The sequence below is a fragment of the Aliamphritea spongicola genome (assembly GCF_017051665.1).
In the GTDB taxonomy this organism is placed as follows: Bacteria; Pseudomonadota; Gammaproteobacteria; order Pseudomonadales; family Balneatricaceae; genus Amphritea; species Amphritea spongicola.
This window is the reverse complement of the sequence record NZ_JAFIDL010000002.1, coordinates 528,461-554,989: the sequence shown is the minus strand read 5'-3', so window position 1 is coordinate 554,989 and position 26,529 is coordinate 528,461. Positions and strand designations below refer to the sequence as shown.

Below are 26,529 nucleotides of genomic sequence, written 5' to 3'. Positions count from 1 at the left end.
CCGGGTGGAAGATCAGGTCATCAGACCTGATCTTCCAGAATCATGGTCGCACCCTTCTCCGCCACCATCATTGCCGGCGCATTGGTATTGCCGGAAGTGATATTGGGGAAAACCGACGCATCCACCACCCGCAAGCCGCTGATGCCGTGAACCCGCAGCCGGGCATCCACCACACTGTCAGCAGGGGCCGGCCCCATCCGGCAGGTACCGCAGACATGGTAAATAGAGCCGGCATTTTCCCGGTAATAGGTCAGCAGTGAGTCTGCATCATCCGCCTGTTCCGCCGGCATCACCTCAGCTTCAGTGATAGCCTGCAAAGCCGGCGCCTGTATCAGCGTCCGCACCAGCTTATGCCCCTGCTGCACTTCCGCCAGATCCTTCTCTGTCGACAGATAGTTAAAGGTAATGGCCGCCGGCACAGCAGGATCAGCAGACGCCAGACTGACACTGCCCTTACTGGTTGGCCGGCAGGGATTAAACGCCACCAGAAAACCGGAGTACGGCTCCGGCTTAAGCTGCGCTTTCGGGTCAGGCGGAATCTGATAGGACATGGGATTAAAATACAGCTGAATATTCGGCAGCGCTTCTGCCGGATCCCCCTTAAAAAAGCCCCCGGCCTGATTAACACTCATGGACAACGGCCCCCGTCGGTTCAGCGCATACTGTAACCCGGCTTTCGCCTGCCCCAGCAGCGAGCCAAAGTCATCATTCAGCGTTTTCACCTTCGCTTTGAAATAGTAACTGAGGCACAGATGATCCTGCAGATTCTGCCCCACTGCCGGTAAATGCTGCACTTCGGAAATGTTAAATTCCGCCAGCGATTCCCGATCACCAATACCGGAAAGCTGCAACAGTTTAGGTGAATCTATTGCCCCGCAGGCAAGAATAATTTCCCGTTTTGCGGCTGCCGTTTTCTCAGTTCCGTTCTGCACAAAAACCACGGATTCCGCGTGTTTCCCTGCAGCAAAACTTACCTTTTCCACCCGGACATCACGCAGCAACGTCAGGTTAGAACGTTGCAGAGCAGGCTTAAGATACGCCGTATTACTTGAATCCCGCTGTCCCTTACTGATATTCGCTTCATACACCCCGGCCCCTTCGAAGTCAGCGCCGTTAAAATCATCGGTAAGTGGCCAGCCAAGTTGCTCCGCGCCCTGCAGATAATAATCACACAGAGGGTGAGCATCCTGCTTCATCGGCAGAATACCCATTTTCCCTTCCGCAGAACGGTACTCAGTATTCCCCGCCGGATGACGCTCCAGCTTTTTAAAGTACGGCAGCACGTCATCATAGGACCAGCCCGGGTTTCCGGCCGCCGCCCAGTCATCGAAATCCGCCCGCTGACCGCGCACATAGATCATGGCATTGATCGAGCCTGAACCGCCCTGCACCTTCCCCCGGGGCACATACATATTACGGCCATTCATCGCCGCTTCCGGCTGGCTGTAATACATGTAGTTGTAATCCGGGTTGTAGTAGGTTTTGGCAAAGCCCACCGGCAATTTAATCCACGGCAGGCTGTCTTTTCCGCCAGCCTCTAACAACAGCACTGAATACCGTCCCGACTCACTCAGCCGGTCCGCCAGAATACAGCCGGCAGAGCCGGCCCCGACAATAATAAAATCGTACTGCATACTTACAGCCCGGTTTTCTTCCAGTGAGTGGATGACTGACGTTTGTAATCATAAGGCCGGGCATCCATGGAAAGATGCAAGGTCGGCTCCGTATAAGGGGAGCAGGCCTTAACAGTTTCCATGTTCAGCTCGACACCTAAACCCGGTTTATCAGAGGGAATAATATAACCATCCTGCCAGTCGATTTTCGCTTGCAGTACTTCGGCATGGAAACCGTCCCAGGTGCCGATACTTTCCTGAATCAGGAAGTTAGGTGTCGCCGTTGCCAACTGAATGCTGGCGGCGGCTCCCACCGGGCCGTTATACAGATGCGGGGCGATCTGGCAGTAATAGGCTTCAGCCAGCGCCGCAACTTTTTTACCTTCCAGAATGCCGCCGACCCGGCCCAGGTTCATTTGCAGAATGGCTGCTGCCCGGTTTTTCAGTACGTCGTGGAACTCAAACTTGGTGGTTAGCCGTTCGCCGGTGGCCACCGGTATGCTGGTAGCCTGAGCCACCTGTGCCATGGCTTCCGCCTGTCCCGGCGGCACCGGTTCTTCAAACCACAACGGGTCAAAGGGCTCCAGGCGCTTTGCCAGCCGAATGGCTGCCGCCGGCGTCATCTGGCCATGGGTGCCAAACAACAGGTCACAGCTATTGCCCACCGCTTCACGGATTTTCTCACAGAAGGTGGCAGACTTTTCCAGATCATTCTGGGACAACTGGTGCCCGGAATACGCTGTATAAGGGCCCGCCGGATCAAATTTCAGTGCGGTAAAACCCCGTTCTTTATTCTGTAACGCGCACTCAACCGCCAGCTCGACATTATCGTAGTCGTACTCGCCCTTTGAATTTTCCGGATACAGATAGGTGTAGCTGCGCAACTTATGATTTACCTTACCCCCAATCAGCTCATATACCGGCTTACCGGCCGCTTTACCGATGATGTCCCAGCAGGCCATTTCCAGACCGCTGACCACCCCCATCATGGTCAGGTCCGGCCGCTGGGTAAAACCGCTGGAATAACACTCCCGGAAGAAGCGTTCCACATGGTGCGGGTCATGACCTTTAAGATAACGCTCAAAGACATCTTCAATGGCTTTTTCCATCACTGTCGGGTGGAAGGATGCAGCATATACTTCACCGACCCCTTCAATGCCGCAGTCGGTTCTGAGACTGACAAAGATCCAGTACATGCCACCGACATGGGGTGGCGGGGTGGCAACAATATGGGTTTCGCAGGCAGTTACGTGCATCACAGAACTCCTCAGTAATTGAGTACAACCAGGCGGGTCTGGGTAAATTCCAGCATACCGTGCTTACCGTCATCGCCCCCCAAACCGGAACGTTTCCAGCCCGCATGGTAGCCCTGATACGGGTCTGCCGGGGTCCGGTTAATGTAGATCTCGCCGGCCTCAATATTATTGGCGACGCGCATCGCGGTACGGTAGTTTTCGGTATAAATCACCGATGCCAGTCCAAACTGATGATCATTGGCCAGCTGCAACGCTTCTTCAGAATCGGCGAATTTCAGTACTGGCAGCACCGGCCCGAATATTTCTTCCTGCACGATTTCCATATCCTGCCGGCATTGCGTCAGTAAGGTCGGCGGATAGAAGTTACCGGCGCCCTCAGGGATATAACCGCCGGTTTCCAGCACGGCACCGTCATCAATTGCCCGTTCCACCATCTGGTGAATATTCAGCCGGGCGTTAGCATTGATCAGCGGCCCCATATGGCCAGGCTCTGCATTACGGTCGCCGAACTGCCGTTCACTCATGTGCTGTTTCAGCAACGCAACGAACGCATCATAGATATCTTCATGAACATAAACCCGCTCCACTGCCGTGCATAGTTGTCCACAGTTAGTGGTTTTAGAACCGACGATTTCACGGGCGGCTTTCTCCAGATCCGCATCCGCTTCAACAATCGCCGGCGTCTTGCCTCCCAGTTCCAGCGAAGACTTGGCAATATTCACCTGGGAGTATTCCAGCACTTTACGGCCGGCCCCAACACTGCCGGTCAGGGTGATCATACCCACCTTCGGATGAGTACAGACGATCTCGGAGACCCCATGATCCATGGTCAGGATGTTCACCACGCCGTCCGGCAGGCCGGCGGCCTGAACCGCTCTGGCAATCTCAAAGGCTGAACAGGGGGTGTTATTACTCGGGCGTACAACCACAGTATTGCCGGTAATCAGCGCCGGCGCGATTTTCCGCAGCAGGGTATACACCGGATAGTTAAACGGGATCAGGCAACTGATGACGCCAATAGGCTCACGCTGCAGCAAGAGATTTTCAGAGGGTGTATCACTGGGGATGATCTCCCCTTCAATTCGCCGTGCCCATTCCGCGTGATAACGGGTAATGTCTGCGGCATACACCGCTTCATTGGTGGCATCTTCCAGGCTTTTACCGGACTCCAGTGCCAGCGCTTCGCCAATCTGCCCTTTGTGCGCCAGCAGAGCATCCGCCAGTTTATGCAGGCAAGCCCCCCGTTCGGTGCTGGTCAGCTGACGCCAGCTCCGCTGAGCACGGGCGGCAATTTCCACAGCTTCGATTGCCTCGGCAGCAGTGGCCGACGGCACCTGAGCAATCAGCTCATCGGTTGCCGGGTTATATACCGCCAGCATGGCGGTATTGGCCGATGCCGTAAAAACATTTGCTACAAAATTCTCTTCAACCCGCATACCGTCAAACCTGTTTTCAAAAATGACTTCACCGGCATGCTAGGAAGCTTTCTGAACAGCGTCAAGCAAGTTTCCATATCATGAATTTTAATTTCATATATAAAATATTCTTTAATATCAACAATATAAACTCATACAAATTGTTTCTCTCAAGCCTCCGTATTACCTCTGGTCGACCACAACACCGATCAGACCAGTCGCCAGCAGCCCCGCTCAACCAGTCCACAAAAAGAGAATTTTTTTCTGCAGCCACACACCGGGCTGACATTTCCCCTGTTAACCGGCATCAACTGCTGAAATAATTCCATATATAAAAAACAGCCCCATCAGGATTTTTCAATGACTCAGGCAACCGGCAGTAAAGCACCGGCAATTGATCACAGCGTACAGATTCTCGATTTGCTCACCGCCTCCGCTTACCCGCTGACACTCTCAGAAATCTGCGAAGCCACAGGCATATCACCTGCCAGTGGGCACCGGATCATCAACGCGATGCTCAGCCATCAGCTGATTGCCAGAGATCCGGCCCGTAAAAAGGCCTACTGTATCGGCTCAAAAATCTTTCAGATTTCTTCCAGCATTTACAGCAAACAAAGCCTGATAGCGTTCTTTCATCCGATTGCTGAAATCCTTAAAAACGAAATCCACAAAACCATCTTCCTCAGCATCCCTGTGGGCGATCAGGCCGTGGTGGTCTCCAAGGTAGAATCTTCCCTCAGCCAGGCCTGGAACATATTCACCGGCCAGACCATTCCCCTGCAACAGTCCGCGGCCGGCAAGGCCATTCTGGCCATGCAGTCAGGACACTTCCGGGACAACCTTACCCACAACCTGCAATGTTCACACACGGAGCTGACCGAGCTTCAGGATGATCTGCAACGGGCACAACGGCTCGGTTATGCGGTCAGCCACGGCGAAACCGACAGTGAAATCAGCTGCATTGCCGCCCCGGTACTGAACCTGCGTAACGAACCGGTCGCCGCCATCAGTGCTGCAATCAGCGGCGCACATCTCAACCCGCAGGATGCCCGGGACTATTCCAAAAAACTGATTCAGGCGGCCCGGCAATTATCCGCACGGATTGTTTAATCCGCCGGGAACTCAGGACCCAAAACAGGTTCATAACAGCAGGATTGAGAAACTCTGCAGCATCCTTTATGCTGCCGCCATCTGATAACCCGGACACCCAGACTGACTGTGAAAACTGCCACCCGTAAACGCCTGATCCCCCAGCTGATCTTCATGCTGCTGTATGCATGGGGCGGACATCTGTTTACCCTGGCGGTTACCGTTCACCTGCCGGCACCGGTTGCTGCAAACACGCAAATCCTGGCGGGCAATGATGATCACGGCCACAGTCACGACCATGATCACCGGCAACAGACATTCCATCAGACGTTTAATATTACCCACCAGCACCCGCCCCAGACCGCTGATCATCTGCATGATTCGGTTCAACTGGCGCTGGACAGCAGTGATAATCAGGCTCCGCTGCCTGCTACAGATATCCCCCAATACCGGCAGTGGATTCCTAATCCGCCGCTGTTCCTGATCGAACGCCCTCCAAGAGTTCAGCAGCACGTCTGAAACCGGCAGGCCCGCGCCTGCCTGATGTGTATTAACTCATAGGGCTAATTATGTTTAGTGAACTATCTGCCGGCCGGCCTTTGCCCGCTGGCCGCTACACGCTGCTTATTGTGCTGGCGTGTATGCTGCTGCTCAGCAGCTTTGATGCAGCCTTTGCGCACGGCGTTGCAACCGGCGACAAAGGCTATATTCAGGAAAGCTCCGGGGTACTGATCATCCCGTTTATCTATCTGGGGGCCAAACATATGGTCACCGGATACGATCACCTGCTGTTCCTGTTCGGTGTCATTTTCTTCCTCTACCGGCTTAAGGATGTCGGCCTGTACGTCACCCTGTTTGCGGTGGGCCACTCGGTCACTCTGCTGTTTGGTGTGCTGACAAACATCAGCGTCAGCGCCTACGTGGTGGATGCCATCATCGGCTTTTCCGTGGTCTACAAAGCACTGGATAACCTGGGGGCTTTCCCCCGCTGGTTTGGCTTTCAGCCGAATACTAAGGTCGCCACTCTGCTATTCGGCCTGATGCATGGTTTCGGCCTGGCCACCAAAATTCAGGACTTTGAGATCTCGCCGGACGGCCTGCTGATCAACCTGATTGCCTTCAATGTGGGAGTAGAGTTCGGCCAGATACTGGCCCTGTCCGCCATTCTGATCCTGATGGGCTTCTGGCGGCGCAACCGCAACTTTATGCGCCATACCTATACCGCCAACGTCGCCATGATGAGCCTCGGCTTCCTGCTGATGGGCTACCAGATCAGCGGCCTGATCCTCACCCCGTGACCAGACAGATTTAAGGAAAACTTATTATGTATAACAGTGAATATTCGTCCCAACCCCAGCCCAGCGCGGCTCAGCTGATCCGTTCTACCCTTGCAGCACTGGTAGTTGCCATGGTGCTGCTGGTCTGCGTGGTACTGCCATCAGAATACGCCATCGACCCGACCGGCGCAGGCCGCTTACTGGGCCTGACGGAAATGGGCGAGATCAAGCAACAGCTGGCGGCAGAAGCCGCCGCCGATGCCGCTGGCACTGCCGTTCCGGCACCTGCTCCTGTACCGGTCGCCACCGCTGCGGCGAGCACTGCCCCGGTGCCGGCGGTTACCGTCACCGCTAAGCCAGTGGCGCAGCCCGAACCGCAACCAGCCGCAAAACCGGTGGAGATTGCCGCCGCCAAAACTGAGCAGGTAATAGCAGAACCGGCCAAACCAGCTGCCAACAGCCAGACGGTTAGCTTTGTGCTGAAGCCCGGTCAGGGCGCTGAAATCAAACTGGAGATGAAGCAGAACGCACTGGTGACGTACAGCTGGAGTGCCAACGGCGGCAAGCTTAACTACGACACCCACGGTGATCCGTATGATGCCCCGAAAGGCTTTTATCATGGCTACGGCAAAGGCCGGTTTGTACCTGGCGACAGTGGCGAACTGAAAGCCGCTTTCGATGGTAAACACGGCTGGTTCTGGCGTAACCGCACCAAACAGAACGTCACCCTCAGCCTTGAAGTGAGTGGCGATTTTATTAACCTGAAACGGGTGATCTGATCCGTGCGCAGGGGCTGTACTGAATTGGCCAGCCCCTGCTTTTTTACGTTTTATCCACAGTGACCGATGCCATATCTGCTGTGGTCTGCAATGCGGAAACCGCCCGTTCATCCCGCGGAGAACGGCCGAAAACATCCCGATAGCGACGGGCAAAATGTTCCTGGCTGAGAAAGCCACAGGCAACCGCCACCTGCAGTACTGACATCCGGGTATGCAGCAAATACTGCCGGCCTTTTTCCAGCCGTAAACGCAGATAAAACACCGCCGGCGACATTTGGGTATGTTCCCTGAATAAGCGTTCCAGGGTACGCAGTGACGTGCCGGTCTGCTCCGCTATATCCTTCACCATCAGCCGGGACTCGGTATTCTTTTCCATCAGGTGAATGGCGTACTGCAGCTGTTTGGGAAAGTCATAGCCATATTCCCGCACCAGTGCCTTCTGGGATTCGCCACCGCTGCGCAGTTGCTGATAAAACAAATGCCGGGATACCCGGTGAGTAATCTCCTCCCCCCAATGTTCATGCATCAGCAGCAACATCATATCGATAGGGGCCGTGCCCGCCGAACAGGTCATGCGGTTATTATCCGCTTCGAACAGATGGTCAGTCACGGTTACCCGGGGGTGATCCTCCGCGAACCCGGCGATCACATCATAGTTGGCTGTCGCCCGGAAACCGTCCAGCAAATGCGCCCGGGCCAGCACAATCGCGCCGGTATCAATGCCCCCCAGCCGCAAGCCACTGCGGGCATGCTGGCGTAACCAGCCGAACAGTTGCTCGTCATCCAGCTGTTCCGGATACCAGCTGGCGCAGACAAACAGGGTATCGCAACCGTCGGCCATAAAGGCATCCGCCGTCGCAAGGTCACCGTCCACCGTAATCCAGGCAGTGTTACTCGCCTGCACCTGCTCCGGTCCGGCGGAAAACAGCTGCCAGCGATACAGGGTCTGGCCGGATAACATATTTGCTACCCGTAACGGTTCTATCGCCGCAGACAGCGCCATCATATTGAAAGATGGTAACAACACGAAGGCAAAACGCCGTTGTACAGGCTCGTTAGCAGACACCAAACACCTCCTGACGCAGACAATCAGACATACTTTAACGACTCTGCCAGTTGTTGAAGTAAAACAACAGTCCAAAAACAAAACATACTGCCAAGTAACACGAAAATGCAGAGATCATCGGGTAATAGCGCTACATTTTCATAAATAATAAATAAACCGTTAATTTCAACGCTGCTCACTGCAATCAGAAATATGGCGCATATCATCAGATTTATCATCAATTCCTGACATTAAATGAGGGCTGACACTGAATATCAGGGAGCCGGTTATGTCTGTAATTGTCGATCTTGAAGCCATCATCGTTTCCGTTCCGGCGGAAGGAAATGCGTTTGCCGAGGGGGCGGAAGAAACCGTTCTGGTGAAAGTCACCGACGCCGAAGGCCGCTACGGTATCGGTGAGTGTGTCGCCACCCCTTCCGTGACAAAAGCCATGATCGACATGCCCACTGTGCATTTCTGGAGTCAGGGCATTAAAGAACATGTGATCGGCCGTGAGCCGGTTGAAGCCCGTGCCATTTACGATGCCATTTATCATTCATCCTTCTATCACGGCCGCCGGGGCATTCTGATCCACGCCCTGTCTGCGGTAGACATTGCCCTCTATGATCTGGCGGGAAAACAGTTAGGGCTGCCTGTGTATAAGCTGCTGGGGGGCGCACGCTGTAACAGCATCCGCCCTTACGCGACCATTTACCCCGGTGATATTTACGACGGCCCTCTGAACACAATCGTCAGCGAACTGGAAAAACAGGCCCGGATTGCCGTGGATCAGGGGCTGCGTTCGGTGAAGGTGCCGATCCTGTTCGGCGAACACCTCAGTGACCGCAAACTGGTGGGCTTCATCGAAGACTGCCGCCGGATGGTCGGCGATGACATCAAACTGTCGCTGGATTTTGGCTACCGCTGGCGCGACTGGCAGGATGCTGCCTGGTTGCTGAAACGGATCGATGACTGCCGCATCGCCTTTGCCGAGGCACCTCTCTGGCATGATGACCTGCACGGACACCGCAAACTGGCGGAAGTCAGCCCGGTGAAAGTCGGCGGTGCCGAATTCGCCGTCAGCCGCTGGGAAGTGCGCGACTGGCTGGAAACCGGTGGTGTGTCACTGGTGCAGCCGGGGATCAGCCGGGCCGGCGGTTTTACTGAACTGATGCGCATCGCCGAGATGTGCGAAATGTACGGTGCCAGCCTGATTCCCCATTCCTACGCCACCGGCATCACAGACATCTGCAACATCCACTTACAGGCCGCCTGTCTGACCATTCCGATGGTGGAATTCCGCTCTTCCCGGCTGGGACCTTCCCGGTTACGGACCGAGCTGGTCAGCCCCGCTGAGCCAGACATTAAGGACGGTCTGATCGCCCTGCCGGACGCCCCCGGGCTAGGTATCACCCTGAATGAAGCACTGGTCAGCCAGTACGGCATTCGCTGACCGCTGCTCCGCCAGTTATCTATAACAACAATAATTCTGAGGAATACATCATGATTCATGCGGATCTGAAAGGTAAAACCGCCATCATCACCGGTGGCGCTTCCGGACTCGGGCTTTGCGCCGTTGAACTGTTCACCGAGATGGGCTGCACCGTGGCAATCTGTGACGTCAATGAAGAACGCATTGCAACCCAGGTAACCCGCCTGACGGAAATGGACCGGCATGTACTGCCTGCCCCGGCTGACCTGCGTGACAATGACTCGGTAGACGCGATGGTGAAGCAGGCGGCAGAGGCCATGGGTGGCATCGACTATCTGGTCAATGTTGCCGGGCATTCAGTCACTCTGGAAATCATTCCGCCAGGGGATCTGCAAAGCCAGACCGAACAACTCTGGCAGGACATTATGTCCGTCAATCTGATGTCGGTATTCCGGACGGTGAAAGCGGCCGAACCTTATCTGCGTGAATCCAAAGGAGCCGTAGTTTCCACCAGCTCCATGTCAGGCTTCCGCTCCGGTGGTTCCAGTACCCCTTACTGTGTCGCCAAAGGCGGTGTCGCCACCCTGACCAAGGAACTGGCCCGGGGCCTGTCACCGGATGTCCGGGTAAACGCTATCGCCCCCATGTACGTTGACCCGAATGACACCAACTTCCCCCTCAAATGGGAAACTGTATTTGAAGACAGTAAAGACCTGCCCATCCCCCGCCCGGGCACCGGCCGCGAGTACGCCGAAGTCATGCTGTTTCTGTGTGCCGGTGCCGGCTATATGACCGGCGAAACCCTGCACGTGGATGGCGGCTATAACGCCTGAGGTAAATACTGATGACTGATCAGGATCTGTGTTACCTCAGTGCCTGCGAAGCCCTGCAGCGCTTCAGCGACCGGTCCCTGTCGCCGGTGGAATTGCTGCAGGCACTGATTAAGCAAAGTGAACGGCTGGAACCACAACTGAACGCCTTCACCCAGACTTACTTCGAAGAAGCCATGGACGCTGCCCGGGCCGCTGAGCAGCGTTACACTCAGGGACAGCCCATCGAATTACTGGACGGCCTCTGTGTTGCCATCAAGGAAGATAAAGGCGTAGCAGGAAAACCCACCTCTGCCGGCTCAAAGGTATTCAGTGAAGGCGTAGCTGGCAGTGATGCTCTGCCGGTACAGAAAATCCGCGCTGCCGGCGGCATTATCCACAGCCGGACCAACGTCTGTGAAATGGGTACCGCTGCGATTACCGGTTCAGAAATGCAGAGGCCGACTCATAACCCCTGGCATCCGGAATATAACAGCGGCGGTTCATCCGGCGGGGCGGCAGCTTCGCTGGCTGCCGGCACCACGACACTTGCCAACGGCTCCGACTACTGCGGTTCAATCCGGGTACCCGCTGCCAGTTGCGGGGTTGTCGGTTATAAACCGCCCCGGGGTCGCAATCCGGTGTCGCCCTTCTTTAATCTGGACTGGTACGACCACGACGGCCCGTTAGCCCGCACCGTTGGCGACTGCGCCCTGCTGCAAAACGCCATGAGCGGCCAGCACCCCGGAGATCTGTTCTCACTGCCGGACACCGCTCCTTTACCATTGCACTATCAGGGATCCCTGAAAGGCAAAACCATCGGCTGGTCGATGGATTTAGGCTATGTGGAAGTCGACCCGCAGGTACAGGCCAATACCCGGGAAACCCTGGCATTACTCAAAGAACTGGGTGCAGAGCTGGTCGAAATTGACCTGAACTGGACAGAACAATGCCTGCAGGCCTTCAGGGATCACGGTGCAGCCATCTTCGGTGCCTGGGTGGCCGACTACCTGCCGGAGCACAGCCATGAGATGACTGATTATGCCCGGGCTTACGGTGCAACCGCCGAAGCCGTCAGCGGCAAAGCCTTTATGAATTCCATGGCCCAGGAAGCCTATATGTGGCAACAGTTAGCGCCGGTGCTGCAACGTTGTGATGCACTGATCTGCCCAACACTGGCGTTACCGGCAGTGCCATTGGAGCATTCACCGCTGGATGAGAATTTCAGCATCAACGGTAAACCGGTCGCCGCCGACTTTGGCTGGCTGCTGACCTACCCCTTCAACATGCTCAGCCCTTTGCCGGTCATCAGCATACCGTCAGGGTTTGCCGCCAACGGCATTCCCACAGGCATCCAGATAATTGGCCGCCCCTATGATGACCTCAGTGTTTTCAGCATTGCCGGTGCCTGTGAAGCAGCCCGCCCCTGGCTGAACACAGCAGATCAGCGGCCCCGTTTCAGCTAATCAGGAGAACACAGGATGAAGCAGGAACAGAGTATCTCCGGCGTCACCACCAGCAACGCCTTTATGGGCAATCAGTGTGCCGCACCTGCCGGTTTCAGCGCTGAGCAGAGTCAGATACGGCAGGTAGAAAGCAACGCCCGCAGCATCACTCTGAGCTGGCAGGATAATCAGAAAAGTGAGTTTCACTACATCTGGTTGCGACATAACTGTTTCTGCAGCCAGTGTGGCAACAGTGCCGATGGCATCCGGGCGCTGACCATTCTGGATATTGACCCGGACATCCGTCCCGCCAGGGTCAGCCTGGATGATACCGGTAACCTGCTGATCACCTGGCCCGACGGCCACCGCTCGGAATACGGCCCGGTCTGGCTGCGGTTGCACAGTTACAGCAAACAGCAGCGTCAGCATCGCCTGAGTTTTACACCCACCCTGTGGAAAGCGGATATCACCGATAACTTTCCCAGCCATGATTACCGCCACATCCATGAGGATGAAAGCGCCCATCTGGCCATGCTGGAAACCCTGCGGGACTATGGCATCGTCAAACTGGATAACGTCGGCAGTGAACCGGCAGAAACCGAACGGCTGGCCAGCCTGCTCGGCCCGATTCACGAGACCACCGTATATGGCCGGATCTTCGAAGTTCAGGTTGAAGCGGTGTCCAAGCTGGGATCAAAAACAGCAATCCATCAGGATACCCATCACGATGATGCCTTCTGCTATAACCACCCCGGTGTGGTGGTCTTTCACTGCCTGCAGAATATTGACGGGGAAGGCGGCGAATCCACCTACTGTGACGGCTTCGCCATCGCCGAATCCCTGCGCAATGAAGCCCCGGAAGCCTTTGAGCTGCTGACCCGTATTCCGGTGCAGCATATCCGCCGCCATCCCGGTGAAATTGATTTCCGGATTCACGCCCCGCTGATCCGGCTGGACTGGAACGGTAATGTGTCCGGGGTCCGTTACTTCGATCGCGCCATGGCACCGCTGGATCTGCCCGCCGAATTAATTGAGCCGATGTATGCTGCGGTCAGGGAATACCACCGCCGGATGGTCAGCGATGAGTTCAAAGCTGTGATTAAAATCCCCGCCGGCACCGCGGTTTTCATCGACAATAACCGCAGCATGCATGGCCGTAATGCCTTTGTGCCAACCTCTCCCCGCCGCATCCGTACCTGCCACGTGCCACGGGATGAATTCCATGGCAGGCTGCGGGATCTGGGAGCCCGACTGGGGCGGGATGATTTTGACCTGATCCTGCCACAGGGGGCCTGCCCGGCCTGATGCCCCCTGCCGTGGTCAGTAACAGATCCGGCAGCCAACAGGCATGTAGTGATTACCGGCGGGCTACAGACTGCCGCCGGTATTCATACACCGAAGTGTAGATACCACTGATACAGATAATGCCAATTCCCAGCCACATCAGCGCATCCGGCAAATAAGAGAAAAACAGATAGCTGACGGTACAGGCACCGACAATCTCGGTGTAATTGAAGGGTGCCAGTAATGACGCCGGTGCATACTCACAGGCTTTGATAATCAGGAAATGCCCGGCTGCGGCGAACAGGCCCATCAATGCCATAATGCCCCAACCCTGAAGGTCTGGTGCCACCCAGACAAAGGGCACCACCAGAGTCATCCCCACCAGCCCGACAATGGCGATATACATCAGCCCCATTAACGGCTTGGCACGCTGCGACATCTGGCGGGTATACATAATGTAAAACGCATAACAGACGCCGGCCGCCAGCGCCCATAAACTGGAAAACTGAAAATCATCCGCCGCGGGCTGCAACACAATCAGCACACCGACGAAACCCAGCCCTGCAGCACCGGCCCGGCGTAAGTCCAGCCGCTCCCGCAGGATCAGCGGCGAAAATGCCGTAATGATCAGTGGCGCAACAAATAACAGCGCCAGAGAATTAGGAATAGGATTACTTTGTATCGACAGGAAAAAACACAGGGTACAGGCCAGCAGAAAGAACCCTCGTAACCCCTGAGAACCGGCACTTTCAGGCCAGCGCCACCAGGCCATGCGTTTCCAGGCCAGCAGCGGCAGTAACCAGAGGAAATGAAAGAAATAGCGGGCCCAGACAACCTCAAGCACGGGATACGTCTGCCCCAGTACCTTGGCACACACATCCAGAAAAGGCACCACCAGCATACCGGCGATCATCAGCCCTATTCCCAGCATCGGACGTTGCGGTGTATCCATTCTGTTTCCCTGTTCTGCGCCATTCGGCAAGCCAATTCTCTGAGCTTACTAAATGACAGCAAAACGGCCTGAATACAAGCCTGATCAGTCAGAATATCCGGAACGCCGGCTCATACACTCGCTGATCTGCTCAAACTCAAAATGCCAGAGCAGTTTCTGCAGGATGTCATACATATCCGCATCATGGGCGCGGACAGCTTCGATCATTTGCTGACAATGGGTGAAATTCATTTGCCGGGAAGCCTGCAGTAAGCCCTGATGTAAATCGTCCGGCAGAGCATCCAGCTGTGTCTGGGTAATATCATCCGGCTGGCTGACCGACTTACCGGAGGCAAACCGCTCGAAAACGTATTCAAGCCGTAACAGCCGGCCAACCAGAGATAACAGTTCGAACTCATTCACGGGCTTGCGTAAAAACGCATCGGCACCGGCTTCAATTGCCACCCGCTCTTCATCTTTAAACGCACTGGCAGTGACCAGTATCACCTTCGGTACCCGCAGCCGGGCATCCGCTGCAGCAGACTGAATTTGCTGCATCAGCATAATGCCGTCCATTTCCGGCATCCGCTTATCCATCAGAACCAGATCCGGCTGCCAACTGCGGTATAACTCCAATGCCCGGCTCGCATTCCCCACTTCAGCCAGCCGGAACCCCAGCGGTTGCAAAAATGCCTTAAAGATATCCCGGTTACTGGCCACGTCATCAACAATCAGAATTTTCGGTACGGGCTGCTCAGCAGCCAGCGCCACCGGCCGGCGGTTATACTCGCTCATCCGCCGGGTCTGGTTATCAGCAATATGAACCGGCAATTCCACCGAGAAACAGCTGCCTTCCCCCAGGTGGCTCTGCAGGCGCATTTCCCCTTCCAGCAATTCCAGATACTGGCAGCAGATTGCCAGCCCAAGCCCGGTGCCGCTGCGGCCGTATTGCCGGCTCGACATAACCGACTGCTCAAAGGGCTCGAATATACGTTCCTGCTCTTCCGAACTCAGCCCGACGCCGGTATCCACCACCTGAATAATCAGCCGTCCGGTATCCTCCGTCACCGACTGAAAAACCGTCCGGACAGTCACCCCGCCCTGATGGGTAAATTTAATCGCGTTGCCAATCAGATTCACCAGTAACTGCCGTAACATGCCTTCATCGGTGATCAGAAAATCCGGCATCTGTGAGTCGTTTTCCACCCGGAACAGCAACCGTTTGGAACGGGCTTTATTGGCGAACATACTTTCCATGTCGCCGATGACTTCACGGATATTGAAATAGGCCAGCTGCGGCTCCAGCCGGCCGGCTTCGATCTTGGACATTTCCAGTACATCGTTAATCAGCGCCAGCAGGTGAGTCCCCCCACGGCTAATCGCATCGACAGACTCCCGTTGCTGAAAGCTCAGCCCTTTATCCCTCAGCAGCAGTTGTGAATAGCCCAGAATGGCATTCATAGGGGTACGGATTTCATGGGACATATTTGCCAGAAAAACACTCTTCGCCTGATTGGCAGCCTCAGCGTTTTCTTTCTCTGCCGCCAGTTCTGCAGTGCGCTGCTCCACTTCTTTTTCCAGCTTATCACCGTAGCTGCTCAGTTCATTCAGTTTGCTCTGAATGGAGATACGCATCATATCGACACTGCGTGCCAGCTCGACGATTTCGCCGGAGCCCCTTAACACCACAGGGTTATTCAGATCGCCGGAAGTGATCCGGCTGGCGGCCTCATGCAGCACCATCAGTGGTTGCAGAAAGAAGATCTTTAACAGGTAATACAGGCCGGTAATGCCCAGCAAGATGCACAGGAAAAATACCAGCACTGAAATCAGCAATGAATGGGACAGTTTATTCTCCAGCCCGTAGGCGTCTTCGCCCACAAAGATGGTGCCCATATAACTGCCGTCATTACCGAGTACCGGTATCAGGATGTAAATAATGCCATCCCCCAACAGAGCGGCTTCGCGATACAGGCTTTGACCGGAGGGCAGCACACCGGTAACCGTTGCGCCGATCTGATTCACATCACTATGTGCCACTGCTACCCCCTGCTCATCCAGCAGGGATACAAACTTTACCCCCTGAGTACTCCCGCTCCGGTATAACTCAATACACCGGATCGTCTGGACCTTGCGTATCCAGCTCAGGTTATCATTACTTTCCCGTAACTGCTGCATTTCCCGGGGCAGTTCCTGGGTAAACGTACGGGCATTATTGGTGGCTTCATTAAGGTAAGCGATGCGCAGTTCATAGAGGTGCAGCCAGGTACTGAGCGCAAAGCTGGCAATGATGATCAGCGCCACCCCCAGCAACAGCTTAAGTTTTAAAGAGATCCTTTCCAGCATCTGCACCTCAGTCGCCACTCCGTCCGGAGCCTGATTGCATAATCTGCTCAACCCGGATAACCGCCTGATCCAGTGTGGACGCTACCGGCGCACCGAAGAAAATCTCATTAAACGCCTGCGAAGCCACGCTACCAGCCCGGGGGAATTCAGCAATACCGTTCTGTATCGGATCAATATCTCTCTGATTCAGCAGCCAGCGGCTCACACTGATAAATCCGGGGGCATCAAGGTAATCATAGACGTCAGAATGCCATAGCGATGTTCTGGCCGGTGCATCGTCATGGTGTAACAGCATGGCGGTTTCTTTGGAAGACGCCCATTGCAGGAAGAGCCAGGCAGCATCTTTGTGCTGGCCGCTGGCATTAACCGCAAAGCCCCAGGACCACAAAGATGTGGCTCTGGTCCTCGGCCCCCGGGGCATCGGGGCCGCTTCCCACTTATCCCATATAACTGATTCTTCCGGGCTGTCCATTTCGGCAAATAAATCAGATGCAGCAATAACAGACGCCAGACGCCCTGCTTTAAACTGTTCACGGATTTCGTGGAAATTTAACATTTGTGCCCCGGGCGGGCTGCCGTAACCGGTCACCATGTCCCGGTAGACCCGCAATGCATGCTTGGCCTGAGGGCTGTTAAACACCGGCCGCAGGGACTCATCCATCATCGCACCGCCATAGGCCCGGATCACCGGAATAACCGTCCAGGTATTCATACCGGCACCGGCGCGGGTCCGGGAGGCAAAGGCATACATGTTCTGCATTTCATCCCGTTCCAGGGCCATCTGCAGTGCGGTTTTCATCTGCAGCAATTCTTCATAGGTATCCGGCACCGCGAGCTCATAACGCTGAAAAAGATCTTTACGGTAGAAAAACACGGGGGCAAAAAAATCAAACGGCAGGGCTAGCATCTCACCATCAATGCTGCTCAGAGCCAGACTGCCCGGGGTAATATCAGCCAGGTCATACCAGCAGGCGTCTGTCAGTTGCGGATCATCAAAGTAAGGCTGCAGGGGCTCCAGCCAGCCATTGCGGTGAGCTTCTCCCAGATAGGAAATGCCAATCGGTACAACATCATAGATACCCGCGCCCGCCGCCAGATCCACCCGGCGAACTTCCCGCATCCGTGCCTGAGGTAAAACGTGAAAGCCAACTTTTATACCGGTGAGTTGTTCAAAATACGGGAGCTTTTTCTCTAAAGCGCGAAACGCCGGCTGCGTATTCGCCAGCACAGATAACGTGGTACCTGAAAACTGCCGCCAGTTAATCTGCGCGTTCTGCCAGGGTGAGACATCCGGCTGACTGGCTGCCGCCGTTGCGCTGACTGGCAGAGATGACCATACCAGCAGCACACACAAAACAGCCCGGCAAATACAGAACCGGTTACCCATGTCAGTCATAAGCTGGCTGAACACAGTTGCGGCCCTGGCGCTTGGCATTTAACAGATGGTCATCCGCCACACGGACCAGCCGGTTATAGCCATCTCCGTCTTCCGGATACACCGACACGCCAATACTGACCGTAATGTTAACGTCACCGCTCTCCAGCTGCAGCGGCTGTGCTGACACCCTCAGCCGGATACGTTCAGCCACCTGCAACGCCTGTTCCAAAGACTCTTCCGGCAGAATCACCACAAACTCTTCACCACCGTAACGAAACGCCGAATCAATTGAACGGATCTGTTCTTTAAGTACCGCCGCCAGCGCACACAGCGCAAGGTCACCGGCCATATGACCATAGCAGTCATTGACGGATTTAAAATGATCGACATCAATAATTAACAGTGCCAGTGAATGCCCGTGACGTTTCGATCGGACGATCTCGCTCTCAACCCGCTCAGCAAGCTGCAGCCGGTTGCGTAAACCGGTCAGTGGATCATGATTGGCCAGATAATTGAGGTTTTGCTCATTGCTCTTACGTTCAGAAATATCCGTACTGACCCAGGCATAACGGTCATCATTATGGTTCGCCGGCTCAATCCGGTACCCCTTAGTCTGCACCCACTTCATCGAACCGTCAGACAATATAAGGCGGTAATCCGGCAAGCTGATCATATCCGGCACTTCCCGCATCGCCCGCTCAATACACTGGCGGATTGTCCGTGCATCAGCGCTGGCCAGACGGTTCAGCCAGGCCAGAGGTTCAGCGCGTAAACGGTCAGAACTTTCCCCCCAGACGGATTCATAGGCCGGATTCACATAGTGCATCTGTTGCCAGTCACCGCTAACGATCCAGTACACGCTGTTAACCCGTTCGATCAGCCGGTGAAAAAAACCTTCGCTGCTCTGCGAGAAAGTATCGCGGCATTCATTCAAAGCGCGGCGCAAGGTTGCGGTCTGTTGCTGAAGGTTCAGGTGGTTTTTGATGCGTGCCAGGATTTCCGCTTTATCAAAGGGCTTACGGACAAAATCCACAGCACCGCTTTCCAGCGCGCTGACAATCTCATCACTGCCGCACACAGCACTGACAAACATAACCGGAATATGCCGGGTTCGTTCATCCCCTTTAAGCCGCTGGCACAGTGAAATGCCATCCATTTCCGGCATTTTATAATCCAGCACGATTAAGTCCGGCAATGACTGCCCGATCAGCTCCAGCGCATTTTCAGCGCTGACACTGACTCTGACATCCAGCCCAAGCTCTGCCAGATACTGACTTAATAAACGCAGATCATCGTGGTTATCATCGACCACCATCACCTGATGCTTCTGCACTGCCTTCATAAATCCTGAATCCGATAAAAGGGGCGACCGCATTCCCTGAAAAGTTATCCGCCTGCCCTATATAAAGAAACCGCCGGATAACTGTCATCGCTGACAGCCATTCCCGGCGGTTAAGACGTCTAATGAAACGCTGGTTCCATCAATCCCTGCATAATTGCGGTGACCAAAGCCTGTTCCCGTGTTTTGGCTTCAAGCTTGTTGCGCACATTCGCCAGATGAAACTCCACAGTGACAGGCTTAATATTCAACTGATCCGCTATTTGCACCGTCCGGTAGCCCTGCGCCAGCAGTGACAGGCAATCCAGTTCTCTGGCGGTAAGCTTAACGGTGCCGCCCGCACCGGATTTTTTGGTTTTGCGGGCCGCTTTACTGACCGGTGCATTACCTTTGGCACCGTCAAAATTATCAATAATGCCTTCAAGCTGCTTATTAATACGCCGCAGGGACTTATTGCGCAGCTCAAGCTCAGAATACCCCCGGCAGATCTCCAGATGAACTGCAATCCGGGCCAGTACTTCTGCCGACTTCAGCGGCTTTACAAGATAATCCACTGCCCCCAGCTGTAATCCTCTGACCACATCTTCAGTCTCACTCAGGGCACTCATATAAATGACGGGGATATCCGCCGTGCGCTCATTCGCTTTCAGTTGCCGGCACAGTTCAAAACCGTCCATACCGGGCATTTTTATGTCGAGTAAAATTAAATCTGCTAACTGATTGTCCAGTGCGGCAAACGCTTCACTGGCACTCAGAACGGGTCGAACCTGATAATTTTCTGCCTGTAGCAGCTGACTCAGAAATCGCAGGTCATCTGGCGAGTCATCCACAACCAGAATTTCTTCCACACCACTTAACCGCATACGCATTGCAACCATTCATGTAAACGCTGAACCCGGTGTACTGACCGGCATCCCTGAACGTTCAGCGCCAGAAATCTCCATAACAACCAATGCCATCGCCGTTTAAAACAATTTTTCCTTTGTAAACACTAGAATTAATGTAACCAATAATCTACCTATGAATATCCATAGGTCATTGATCTATAAACCATATAGAAACCAACCACCTGAATAACAGCTGTATAAAGCCGGCCGGAACAGCGAATAAATGCCTCTTGCCAGCCCCACAGGAAACACCCATAGTTAGCTATCCGCAATCAGGACTCGCAGCTACAAATGACTGACGCTATAAACCGAAAAATAATTGCCGCTCTTCAGGAAAATGCCCGCATTTCGTATGCAGAACTGGGCAAACGGGTACACCTGTCAGCCCCGGCGGTGGCAGAAAGAATTCGAAAATTAGAGCAAAGCGGAGTTATTACCGGTTACAGCCTGAAAGTAAATCTGGATAAGCTCGGATATCCTATCGTCGCGCTGGTGCAATGCAAGGTATTCCGTACCAAAGAACGCCAGTTTAAGGCCCTGGTACTGAGCTATGATGAGGTCATTGAATGCCAGAACGTCACCGGTGAACAGGCGTTTCTGGTTAAGCTGGCGGTGGCATCCATGTCACATCTGGATGCCATTCTGGAAGAGTTTTGTGACCTGAGTGATACCAACACCATGATGATATTGTCCACCCCGGTGGAACGGCCACTGCCCCAGACATTTTTCAACGCTGAGGCAGAGTCCTGAATCAGCTCTGTGCGGCCAGCTGACGCTTGCGTTTTGCCGGCCACTGACTGACCACCATACCCGCCAGCATCAGGCTGCAACCGATCATTTCCTTGATACCGATGTGTTCGCCCAGCAGCAGCCAGCCACCCAGTACAGCGAACAGTGCTTCCATTGAAAGGATCAGCGCCGTCGTACTCGGCTCTACTTTACGCTGGGCAATAATCTGCAGCGTACAGGCAATACCGCTGGAAGCGATACCGGCATAGAGAAGTGGCAACCAGGCTGCCTGAAAATCCCCCAGCACCGGCGTTTCATACAGCATTGCAGCGCCGGTTGCCCAGACTGCCGCCACCAGAAACTGAGTAATAGACAAACCGATAGCATCAACCTTACGGGACAACCAGCCAATGGTAATCACGTGCGCCGTCCAGAAAAACGCGCCTATCAGCTCCAGCAAGTCCCCGTAACCGATCTTCAGATCCGGGCCGATGGACAGGTAATAAAGCCCGATAACCGCCAGCACAACACCGATCCAGGTGTTCATATTGGTAGCCTGACCGAGAAAAATGCCTGCAATCGGTACCAGCACGATGTACATGCTGGTGATAAATCCGGCATTACCTGCGGTGGTATACAGCAAACCGATCTGCTGGAAACTGAAACCGGCAAACATCACGCTGCCCGCCAGAATACCGCCATAAAGCAGCGTTTTGCCCTGGGGCAGACGCTGTTTACCCATCAGAATCCAGAGCGGTACCAGTGACAAAGCCCCCAGAATAAAACGGGCCGCGTTAAAACTGTGCGGGCCCAGATAATCCATACCGGCACTTTGCGCGACAAAGGCGAAACCCCAGATTGCTGCCACACTGATCAGCAATAAATGTGCAGGGCTGATAAAACTCATTTCGTTTCACTCCAGACAAGAAACCACAAACAGGCGGCTATTTTAAGCCGCTATCCCAGCAACGCGACAGAGCCTTACTAACGAAGTAACGGCTATCTACTTTAATAATCAAAGTTATTAGCAGCTTTTACTTACGATTCGTAAGCTGTCCACTGAAAACCATCCACTTCCGGCGTTTTAGCGGTGACGGGCATCATTTCCGGCGCTCTGACGGTATTTTCCGGCCAGCCAGCCCCGGCAAGATAAAAACTCACAACCACCAATAAAAATAATCAGGAATCACCTATGACATACCGGATCAAAAAATGGCTGGCACTAAGCGCAGTTGCCCTTAGCAGCCTGAGCCTGAGCCTGACCAGCCAGGCAGACACTATCCGCATCGCCATTGACGGCTCATACGCCCCCTTTGCGGTCGTTGACGCCAGCGGCCAGCTGAGCGGCTTTGATGTGGACATTGCCAACGCCCTCTGCGAGGAAATGCAGGCCGACTGTGAGATTGTTTCCCAACCCTGGGACGGCATGATCCCCGGTTTAAGGGTAAAGAAATTTGATGCGATTATTTCCTCCATGTCAGTGACCGCAGAGCGCTCTAAAGTGGTCGACTTCAGCGACCGTTACTATTCCAATGTGCTGGTGATGCTGGGGCCGAAAGACCGCAGCTTTGAGATCTCAGACAGCGGCCTGAAAGGCCTGACTGTCGGCGCATACCGTTCCACTGTGTCCAGCCAGTATCTGGAAGACAACTTCAGTGGCACCGTGGATATCAAACTCTACGACACACAGGAAAATGCCTACCTTGATATGAAGTCCGGGCGGATTGATTTGCTGGTCTCCGATAAATGCCCGGCCTGGGACTGGTTGCAGTCAGCCGATGGGCAAGCCTTTGAATTTAAAGGCGCTGACATCGACATTCAGGATAAGGTTGCCATTGCCGTTCGCAAAGGTTCTGACCTGAAGCAGGCGTTCAGTGACGCTATCAGTGCCATTGTCGCCGATGGCCGCTATGCCGACATTAACAGCCGCTACTTCCCTTTCAGCATTTATTAACAGGTATTTATGATGACGTTTCAGGCGGTATCGGTACTGGGCATCCCCCTCGACTTTAATTCCTCACACCTGACCGGCAGCGCGGCAGCACCGCCAATTATTCAGGAAGTGCTGCACAACGGCTCGGCGAACCTGAGCAGCGAGTCGGGAGTGGATATTGGCAAGGATACCCGCCTGCAGGACGCAGGCATGCTGGACTGGCCCGATCAGGCAAGTGCATTTGACTGTATCGAACAGCGGGCTGCAGCCATTCGTCGCGACGGGCATAAACTGCTTAGCCTGGGAGGCGATCACTCCGTGACTTACCCGCTGATCCGTGGGCTACAGTCCGACAGAGAGCCTCTGACGATCCTGCACTTTGACGCCCATCCGGATCTCTACGATGAGTTACTCGGCAACCGCCACTCCCACGCCTGCCCGTTTGCCCGAATCATGGAAGAGCAACTGGCAGACCGGCTGATTCAGGTAGGTATCCGCACCCTCAATGACCACCAGCGTCAGCAGGCGGAAAGGTTCGGTGTAGAAGTACATGAAATGCGTCACTGGCAGGGGGTCCCAACACTGGACATTAAAGGGCCGGTGTACATCTCCATCGACCTTGATGCCCTGGATCCGGCATTTGCTCCCGGGGTCTCCCATCATGAACCTGGCGGGCTGACGGTACGGGATATTCTCAGTATCCTGCAACAGCTGGATGCACCTGTTATCGGGGCTGATATTGTTGAATATAACCCCTCACGGGATATCAACGGCATGACCGCCATGGTATGCGCAAAACTCTATAAAGAGCTTGCTGCTCTGCTACTCAGGGACTGTCGGGAAGCCTAAGCTCAATCACGGCAGGTCGCGCCGGAAAAACTCCCGCAGCACGATCCCGGACTCAGTGCGCTCAACACCCTTGAGCGCACTGATCTTTTCAATCACCGCATCCAGTTCTGCCGCATCATGGGCGCGCACTTCCAGCATCAGATCAACACTGCCACTGACAGTTTCACAGCAATATACCTGAGGAACGGTTTCCAGATGGCCGATAACCGCCGACTGATAAGGCGCCAGCACACTGACCGATACCCGGCTGAAAAACTGCGGCCGTGGCAATAACTGCACATTCAGCCGAACACTGTAGCCCTCAATAACGCCCTGCTCTTCAAGCCGCCGGATACGCTCCTGCACCGTCGAACGGGCCAGATTCACTGCCCGGGCAATCTCAGCCGTAGGTAAACGGGCATTTTTCTGTAACAGCGCCAGAATTTGCTGATCTTTACTGTCAAGTTTCAAACAAGTCATCCTCACCGGTCGTGAGGCATAAGCATCCCCCGGCAGGCTGGTAAATGCAATCTGCAAAGCTCCGTTGCGCAACATCCGGCCGTTATTTACTGGCGGAATAAAGGACGGGCCTTGACTGTTTGTCCCACAACCATAAAATAGACAAAATTCAAATTACGGACAAAATTCCAGAAATGACCAATCGTGAACGTCAGCTCTTACAGTTGCTGCAGGCAAACCCACTGATCAGCCAGCAGGAACTGGCAGAAACACTGGGCATCAGCCGTTCTGCCGTGGCTACCCACCTGACCAACCTGACCGCCAAGGGCGCTATTAAAGGCCGGGGTTATATCCTCAGTGAACGGCGTTATTCAGTCGTCATCGGCGGGGCCAATATGGATATTCTCGGCACCCCCGGTCAGGCACTGACACCGGGCAGCTCTACCCCTGGCACCGTCAGTTACAGCCCCGGTGGCGTCGGCCGTAATATTGCCGAAAACCTCGCCCGCCTGGGAGAAGACTGCTACCTGATTGCACCGGTAGGTGATGATCACAGCGGCCGGCAACTCACCGAACTCAGCAGCCAGGCGGGTATCGATACCAGCCAGATGGTCACCATCCCCGGCCATGCCACCTCCAGCTATCTGTCACTAGTGGATGAACAGGGCGAAATGCAGCAAGCCATTGCCGACATGGCCATTCTCGATGCCTTCGGCCCGGATTACCTGCGTAAACATTTAGGCTTGCTGGCCCGGGCTGAATTGCTGGTACTGGATACCAACCTGAAAAACAGCACCCTGGAATGTCTGTTCGGTCAGTTACCGGAGCAGCGCTTTTTTGTTGATTGTGTATCCAGCAGCAAAGCCCCTAAAATCCGGCCGTTTCTGTCCCGTATTCATACCCTTAAGCCTAACCTTGCAGAAGCCGAAGCCATTTCCGGTATTCACACTGACCCGGCGGACCTTTCCGACAGCGCTCTGCAAACCCTCGCCCACTGGTTTCATCAGGAAGGCGTCGAGCGGCTGTTTATCAGCCTGGGCAGCGAAGGGCTGTTTTACAGCCACCGTAACGGCGAATCCTGCCACCACAAGCTCAGCTGCAACACAGTTATTAACAGTAACGGTGCCGGCGATGCCCTGATGGCCGCCCTGTGCCATGGCTGGCTGCAACAGATGCCGGCAGACCAAACCTGCCGTTTTGCACTGGCCGCCGCCAATCTGGCCCTGGCCAGCCAAACCACAATAAACCCGGAGATGTCCCGCCTGAACGTGGCACAGCTCCTGTCCGAATCAATGTAAGAACATGGGAATAAACATGTCAGCACAATCTGCCAACCTGAAACAGTATCTGGATATCCACCCTGACGTTGCCGCCGCCCTGGCTGCCGGCCAGCCGGTTGTGGCACTGGAATCCACCATTATTTCCCACGGCATGCCGTACCCGCAAAATGTTGAAACCGCTTTAAAAGTGGAACAGACCGTCCGTGAAAACGGTGCCCTGCCAGCCACGATCGCCATCATCAACGGCCGTCTTAAAGTTGGCCTGAGCGAAGAAGAAATTACTTATCTAGGCAAAACCGGCAAAGCCGTGATCAAAACCAGCCGCCGGGATATTCCGTTCATTGTTGCCCAGCAACTGGACGGCGCCACCACCGTTGCTTCTACGATGATCATTGCCGCCATGGCTGGCGTCCGGGTATTTGCAACCGGCGGTATCGGCGGGGTTCACCGGGGTGCTGAAACCACCATGGACGTCTCTGCAGACCTGCAGGAACTGGCCGGCACTTCAATGGCGGTGGTCTGCGCCGGCGCTAAATCCATTCTGGATATTGGCCTGACCCTGGAATATCTGGAAACCCACGGTGTACCGGTGGTGGGCTACCAAACTGAAACCATGCCAGCCTTTTACACCCGTAACAGCCCATTCGGTGTGGATTACCGGCTGGAAGATCCTGCGACCATCGCTAAGGCACTGCAGGCAAAATGGCAGCTGGGGCTGGAAGGTGGCGTAGTGGTTGCCAACCCGATCCCTGAAGCCCACGCACTGGATCAGACAATGATCGACGGCGTCATCGATAAGGCCCTGCAGGAGATGGATGAACAGGGTGTCAGCGGCAAGGAAAGCACCCCGTTCCTGCTGGCCCGGGTAGCAGAAGTAACCGAAGGTAAGAGTCTGGCAGCCAATATTCAGCTGGTCCTGAACAACGCCCGGTTAGCCGCTAAGATCGCTGCGGAATACAGCGCGCTGTAAGCTCG

At 54.7% G+C, this 26,529-nt stretch carries 25 protein-coding genes; 13 read left to right on the top strand and 12 right to left on the bottom strand.

The window, feature by feature from the left end; all coding sequences use genetic code 11:
* Window positions 1-20: 20 nt before the first annotated feature.
* The 3 genes from JYB63_RS09100 to aldA are packed head-to-tail and all read right to left on the bottom strand — an operon-like array spanning window position 21 to window position 4,305.
* A complete protein-coding gene (locus tag JYB63_RS09100; RefSeq protein WP_205657546.1) occupies window positions 21-1,634 on the bottom strand; it encodes a GMC family oxidoreductase in 1,614 nt (537 codons plus the stop codon).
* A gap of 2 nt (window positions 1,635-1,636) precedes the next feature.
* Entirely contained in the window at window positions 1,637-2,869 is a 1,233-nt protein-coding gene (locus tag JYB63_RS09095; protein WP_205657545.1) for a mandelate racemase/muconate lactonizing enzyme family protein, read from the bottom strand.
* Between the two features lie 11 nt (window positions 2,870-2,880).
* The gene (gene aldA, locus JYB63_RS09090; RefSeq protein ID WP_205657544.1) at window positions 2,881-4,305 is read right to left on the bottom strand and encodes an aldehyde dehydrogenase; all 1,425 of its coding nucleotides are present in this window, start codon (window positions 4,303-4,305) and stop codon (window positions 2,881-2,883) included.
* 339 nt (window positions 4,306-4,644) lie between these two features.
* On the opposite strand from aldA, the gene JYB63_RS09085 reads away from it, so the two are divergent.
* From JYB63_RS09085 to JYB63_RS09070, 4 genes are all read left to right on the top strand, one after another.
* A complete protein-coding gene (locus JYB63_RS09085; RefSeq protein WP_205657543.1) occupies window positions 4,645-5,394 on the top strand; it encodes an IclR family transcriptional regulator in 750 nt (249 codons plus the stop codon).
* Between the two features lie 108 nt (window positions 5,395-5,502).
* The gene (locus JYB63_RS09080; protein WP_205657542.1) at window positions 5,503-5,892 is read left to right on the top strand and encodes a hypothetical protein; all 390 of its coding nucleotides are present in this window, start codon (window positions 5,503-5,505) and stop codon (window positions 5,890-5,892) included.
* A 50-nt stretch (window positions 5,893-5,942) separates the two neighbouring features.
* Entirely contained in the window at window positions 5,943-6,671 is a 729-nt protein-coding gene (locus tag JYB63_RS09075) for a HupE/UreJ family protein (protein ID WP_205657541.1), read from the top strand.
* A 26-nt stretch (window positions 6,672-6,697) separates the two neighbouring features.
* A complete protein-coding gene (locus tag JYB63_RS09070) occupies window positions 6,698-7,429 on the top strand; it encodes a transmembrane anchor protein (RefSeq protein WP_205657540.1) in 732 nt (243 codons plus the stop codon).
* Between the two features lie 43 nt (window positions 7,430-7,472).
* On the opposite strand, the gene JYB63_RS23640 is transcribed toward JYB63_RS09070, so the two are convergent.
* Window positions 7,473-8,495 carry a helix-turn-helix domain-containing protein gene (locus JYB63_RS23640; protein WP_205657539.1) on the bottom strand — a complete coding sequence of 341 codons (1,023 nt, stop codon included), beginning with the start codon at window positions 8,493-8,495 and terminating at the stop codon, window positions 7,473-7,475.
* Between the two features lie 268 nt (window positions 8,496-8,763).
* Here JYB63_RS23640 and JYB63_RS09060 point away from each other — a divergent pair, with 268 nt between their 5' ends.
* Genes JYB63_RS09060 through JYB63_RS09045 form a run of 4 tightly spaced genes read left to right on the top strand, consistent with a single transcriptional unit; the run spans window position 8,764 to window position 13,465 of the window.
* Entirely contained in the window at window positions 8,764-9,927 is a 1,164-nt protein-coding gene (locus tag JYB63_RS09060; RefSeq protein WP_205657538.1) for a mandelate racemase/muconate lactonizing enzyme family protein, read from the top strand.
* Between the two features lie 50 nt (window positions 9,928-9,977).
* A complete protein-coding gene (locus tag JYB63_RS09055; protein ID WP_205657537.1) occupies window positions 9,978-10,739 on the top strand; it encodes an SDR family NAD(P)-dependent oxidoreductase in 762 nt (253 codons plus the stop codon).
* An 11-nt stretch (window positions 10,740-10,750) separates the two neighbouring features.
* Window positions 10,751-12,181 carry an amidase gene (locus JYB63_RS09050; RefSeq protein WP_205657536.1) on the top strand — a complete coding sequence of 477 codons (1,431 nt, stop codon included), beginning with the start codon at window positions 10,751-10,753 and terminating at the stop codon, window positions 12,179-12,181.
* Window positions 12,182-12,196: 15 nt separating this feature from the next.
* Window positions 12,197-13,465, top strand: coding sequence for a TauD/TfdA family dioxygenase (locus JYB63_RS09045; protein ID WP_205657535.1), 1,269 nt, complete (start codon window positions 12,197-12,199; stop codon window positions 13,463-13,465).
* A gap of 52 nt (window positions 13,466-13,517) precedes the next feature.
* Here the strand turns inward: JYB63_RS09045 and JYB63_RS09040 are convergent, their stop codons facing one another.
* The 5 genes from JYB63_RS09040 to JYB63_RS09020 form a co-directional block, all read right to left on the bottom strand.
* Window positions 13,518-14,396 carry a DMT family transporter gene (locus JYB63_RS09040; protein ID WP_205657534.1) on the bottom strand — a complete coding sequence of 293 codons (879 nt, stop codon included), beginning with the start codon at window positions 14,394-14,396 and terminating at the stop codon, window positions 13,518-13,520.
* A gap of 84 nt (window positions 14,397-14,480) precedes the next feature.
* Window positions 14,481-16,772: an ATP-binding protein gene (locus tag JYB63_RS09035; RefSeq protein WP_205657533.1), complete on the bottom strand. Its 2,292-nt coding sequence runs from the start codon at window positions 16,770-16,772 to the stop codon at window positions 14,481-14,483.
* Window positions 16,729-18,132 carry an extracellular solute-binding protein gene (locus JYB63_RS09030; protein WP_205657532.1) on the bottom strand — a complete coding sequence of 468 codons (1,404 nt, stop codon included), beginning with the start codon at window positions 18,130-18,132 and terminating at the stop codon, window positions 16,729-16,731. Before JYB63_RS09030 ends, JYB63_RS09035 begins: the two co-directional genes overlap by 44 nt.
* A complete protein-coding gene (locus JYB63_RS09025) occupies window positions 18,110-19,441 on the bottom strand; it encodes a diguanylate cyclase (protein WP_205657531.1) in 1,332 nt (443 codons plus the stop codon). The genes JYB63_RS09030 and JYB63_RS09025 overlap by 23 nt, the downstream gene beginning before the upstream one ends.
* 119 nt (window positions 19,442-19,560) lie before the next feature.
* Complete coding sequence (locus JYB63_RS09020; RefSeq protein ID WP_205657530.1) at window positions 19,561-20,307, bottom strand: response regulator transcription factor; 747 nt, start codon at window positions 20,305-20,307, stop codon at window positions 19,561-19,563.
* Window positions 20,308-20,616: 309 nt separating this feature from the next.
* Here JYB63_RS09020 and JYB63_RS09015 point away from each other — a divergent pair, with 309 nt between their 5' ends.
* The gene (locus JYB63_RS09015) at window positions 20,617-21,075 is read left to right on the top strand and encodes an Lrp/AsnC family transcriptional regulator (RefSeq protein WP_205657529.1); all 459 of its coding nucleotides are present in this window, start codon (window positions 20,617-20,619) and stop codon (window positions 21,073-21,075) included.
* A gap of 1 nt (window position 21,076) precedes the next feature.
* Here the strand turns inward: JYB63_RS09015 and JYB63_RS09010 are convergent, their stop codons facing one another.
* Both JYB63_RS09010 and JYB63_RS23510 read right to left on the bottom strand, forming a co-directional pair.
* Window positions 21,077-21,961, bottom strand: a complete 885-nt coding sequence (locus JYB63_RS09010; protein WP_205657528.1) for a DMT family transporter — start codon at window positions 21,959-21,961, stop codon at window positions 21,077-21,079.
* Window positions 21,962-22,092: 131 nt separating this feature from the next.
* Window positions 22,093-22,215, bottom strand: coding sequence for a hypothetical protein (locus JYB63_RS23510; RefSeq protein WP_272873552.1), 123 nt, complete (start codon window positions 22,213-22,215; stop codon window positions 22,093-22,095).
* Window positions 22,216-22,246: 31 nt separating this feature from the next.
* Here JYB63_RS23510 and JYB63_RS09005 point away from each other — a divergent pair, with 31 nt between their 5' ends.
* Together JYB63_RS09005 and speB are read left to right on the top strand one after the other, a co-directional pair.
* On the top strand, window positions 22,247-23,008 hold the full coding sequence (locus JYB63_RS09005; RefSeq protein ID WP_205657527.1) for a transporter substrate-binding domain-containing protein: 762 nt from the start codon (window positions 22,247-22,249) through the stop codon (window positions 23,006-23,008).
* A 9-nt stretch (window positions 23,009-23,017) separates the two neighbouring features.
* Entirely contained in the window at window positions 23,018-23,836 is an 819-nt protein-coding gene (gene speB / locus JYB63_RS09000) for an agmatinase (RefSeq protein WP_205657526.1), read from the top strand.
* A 6-nt stretch (window positions 23,837-23,842) separates the two neighbouring features.
* Here the strand turns inward: speB and JYB63_RS08995 are convergent, their stop codons facing one another.
* Window positions 23,843-24,286 (bottom strand): Lrp/AsnC family transcriptional regulator, encoded by a 444-nt coding sequence (locus JYB63_RS08995; protein WP_205657525.1) that lies wholly within the window; start codon window positions 24,284-24,286, stop codon window positions 23,843-23,845.
* A 182-nt stretch (window positions 24,287-24,468) separates the two neighbouring features.
* On the opposite strand from JYB63_RS08995, the gene JYB63_RS08990 reads away from it, so the two are divergent.
* Window positions 24,469-25,572: a PfkB family carbohydrate kinase gene (locus tag JYB63_RS08990; RefSeq protein ID WP_205657524.1), complete on the top strand. Its 1,104-nt coding sequence runs from the start codon at window positions 24,469-24,471 to the stop codon at window positions 25,570-25,572.
* 37 nt (window positions 25,573-25,609) lie between these two features.
* The gene (locus tag JYB63_RS08985) at window positions 25,610-26,524 is read left to right on the top strand and encodes a pseudouridine-5'-phosphate glycosidase (RefSeq protein ID WP_243431912.1); all 915 of its coding nucleotides are present in this window, start codon (window positions 25,610-25,612) and stop codon (window positions 26,522-26,524) included.
* Window positions 26,525-26,529: the final 5 nt, after the last annotated feature.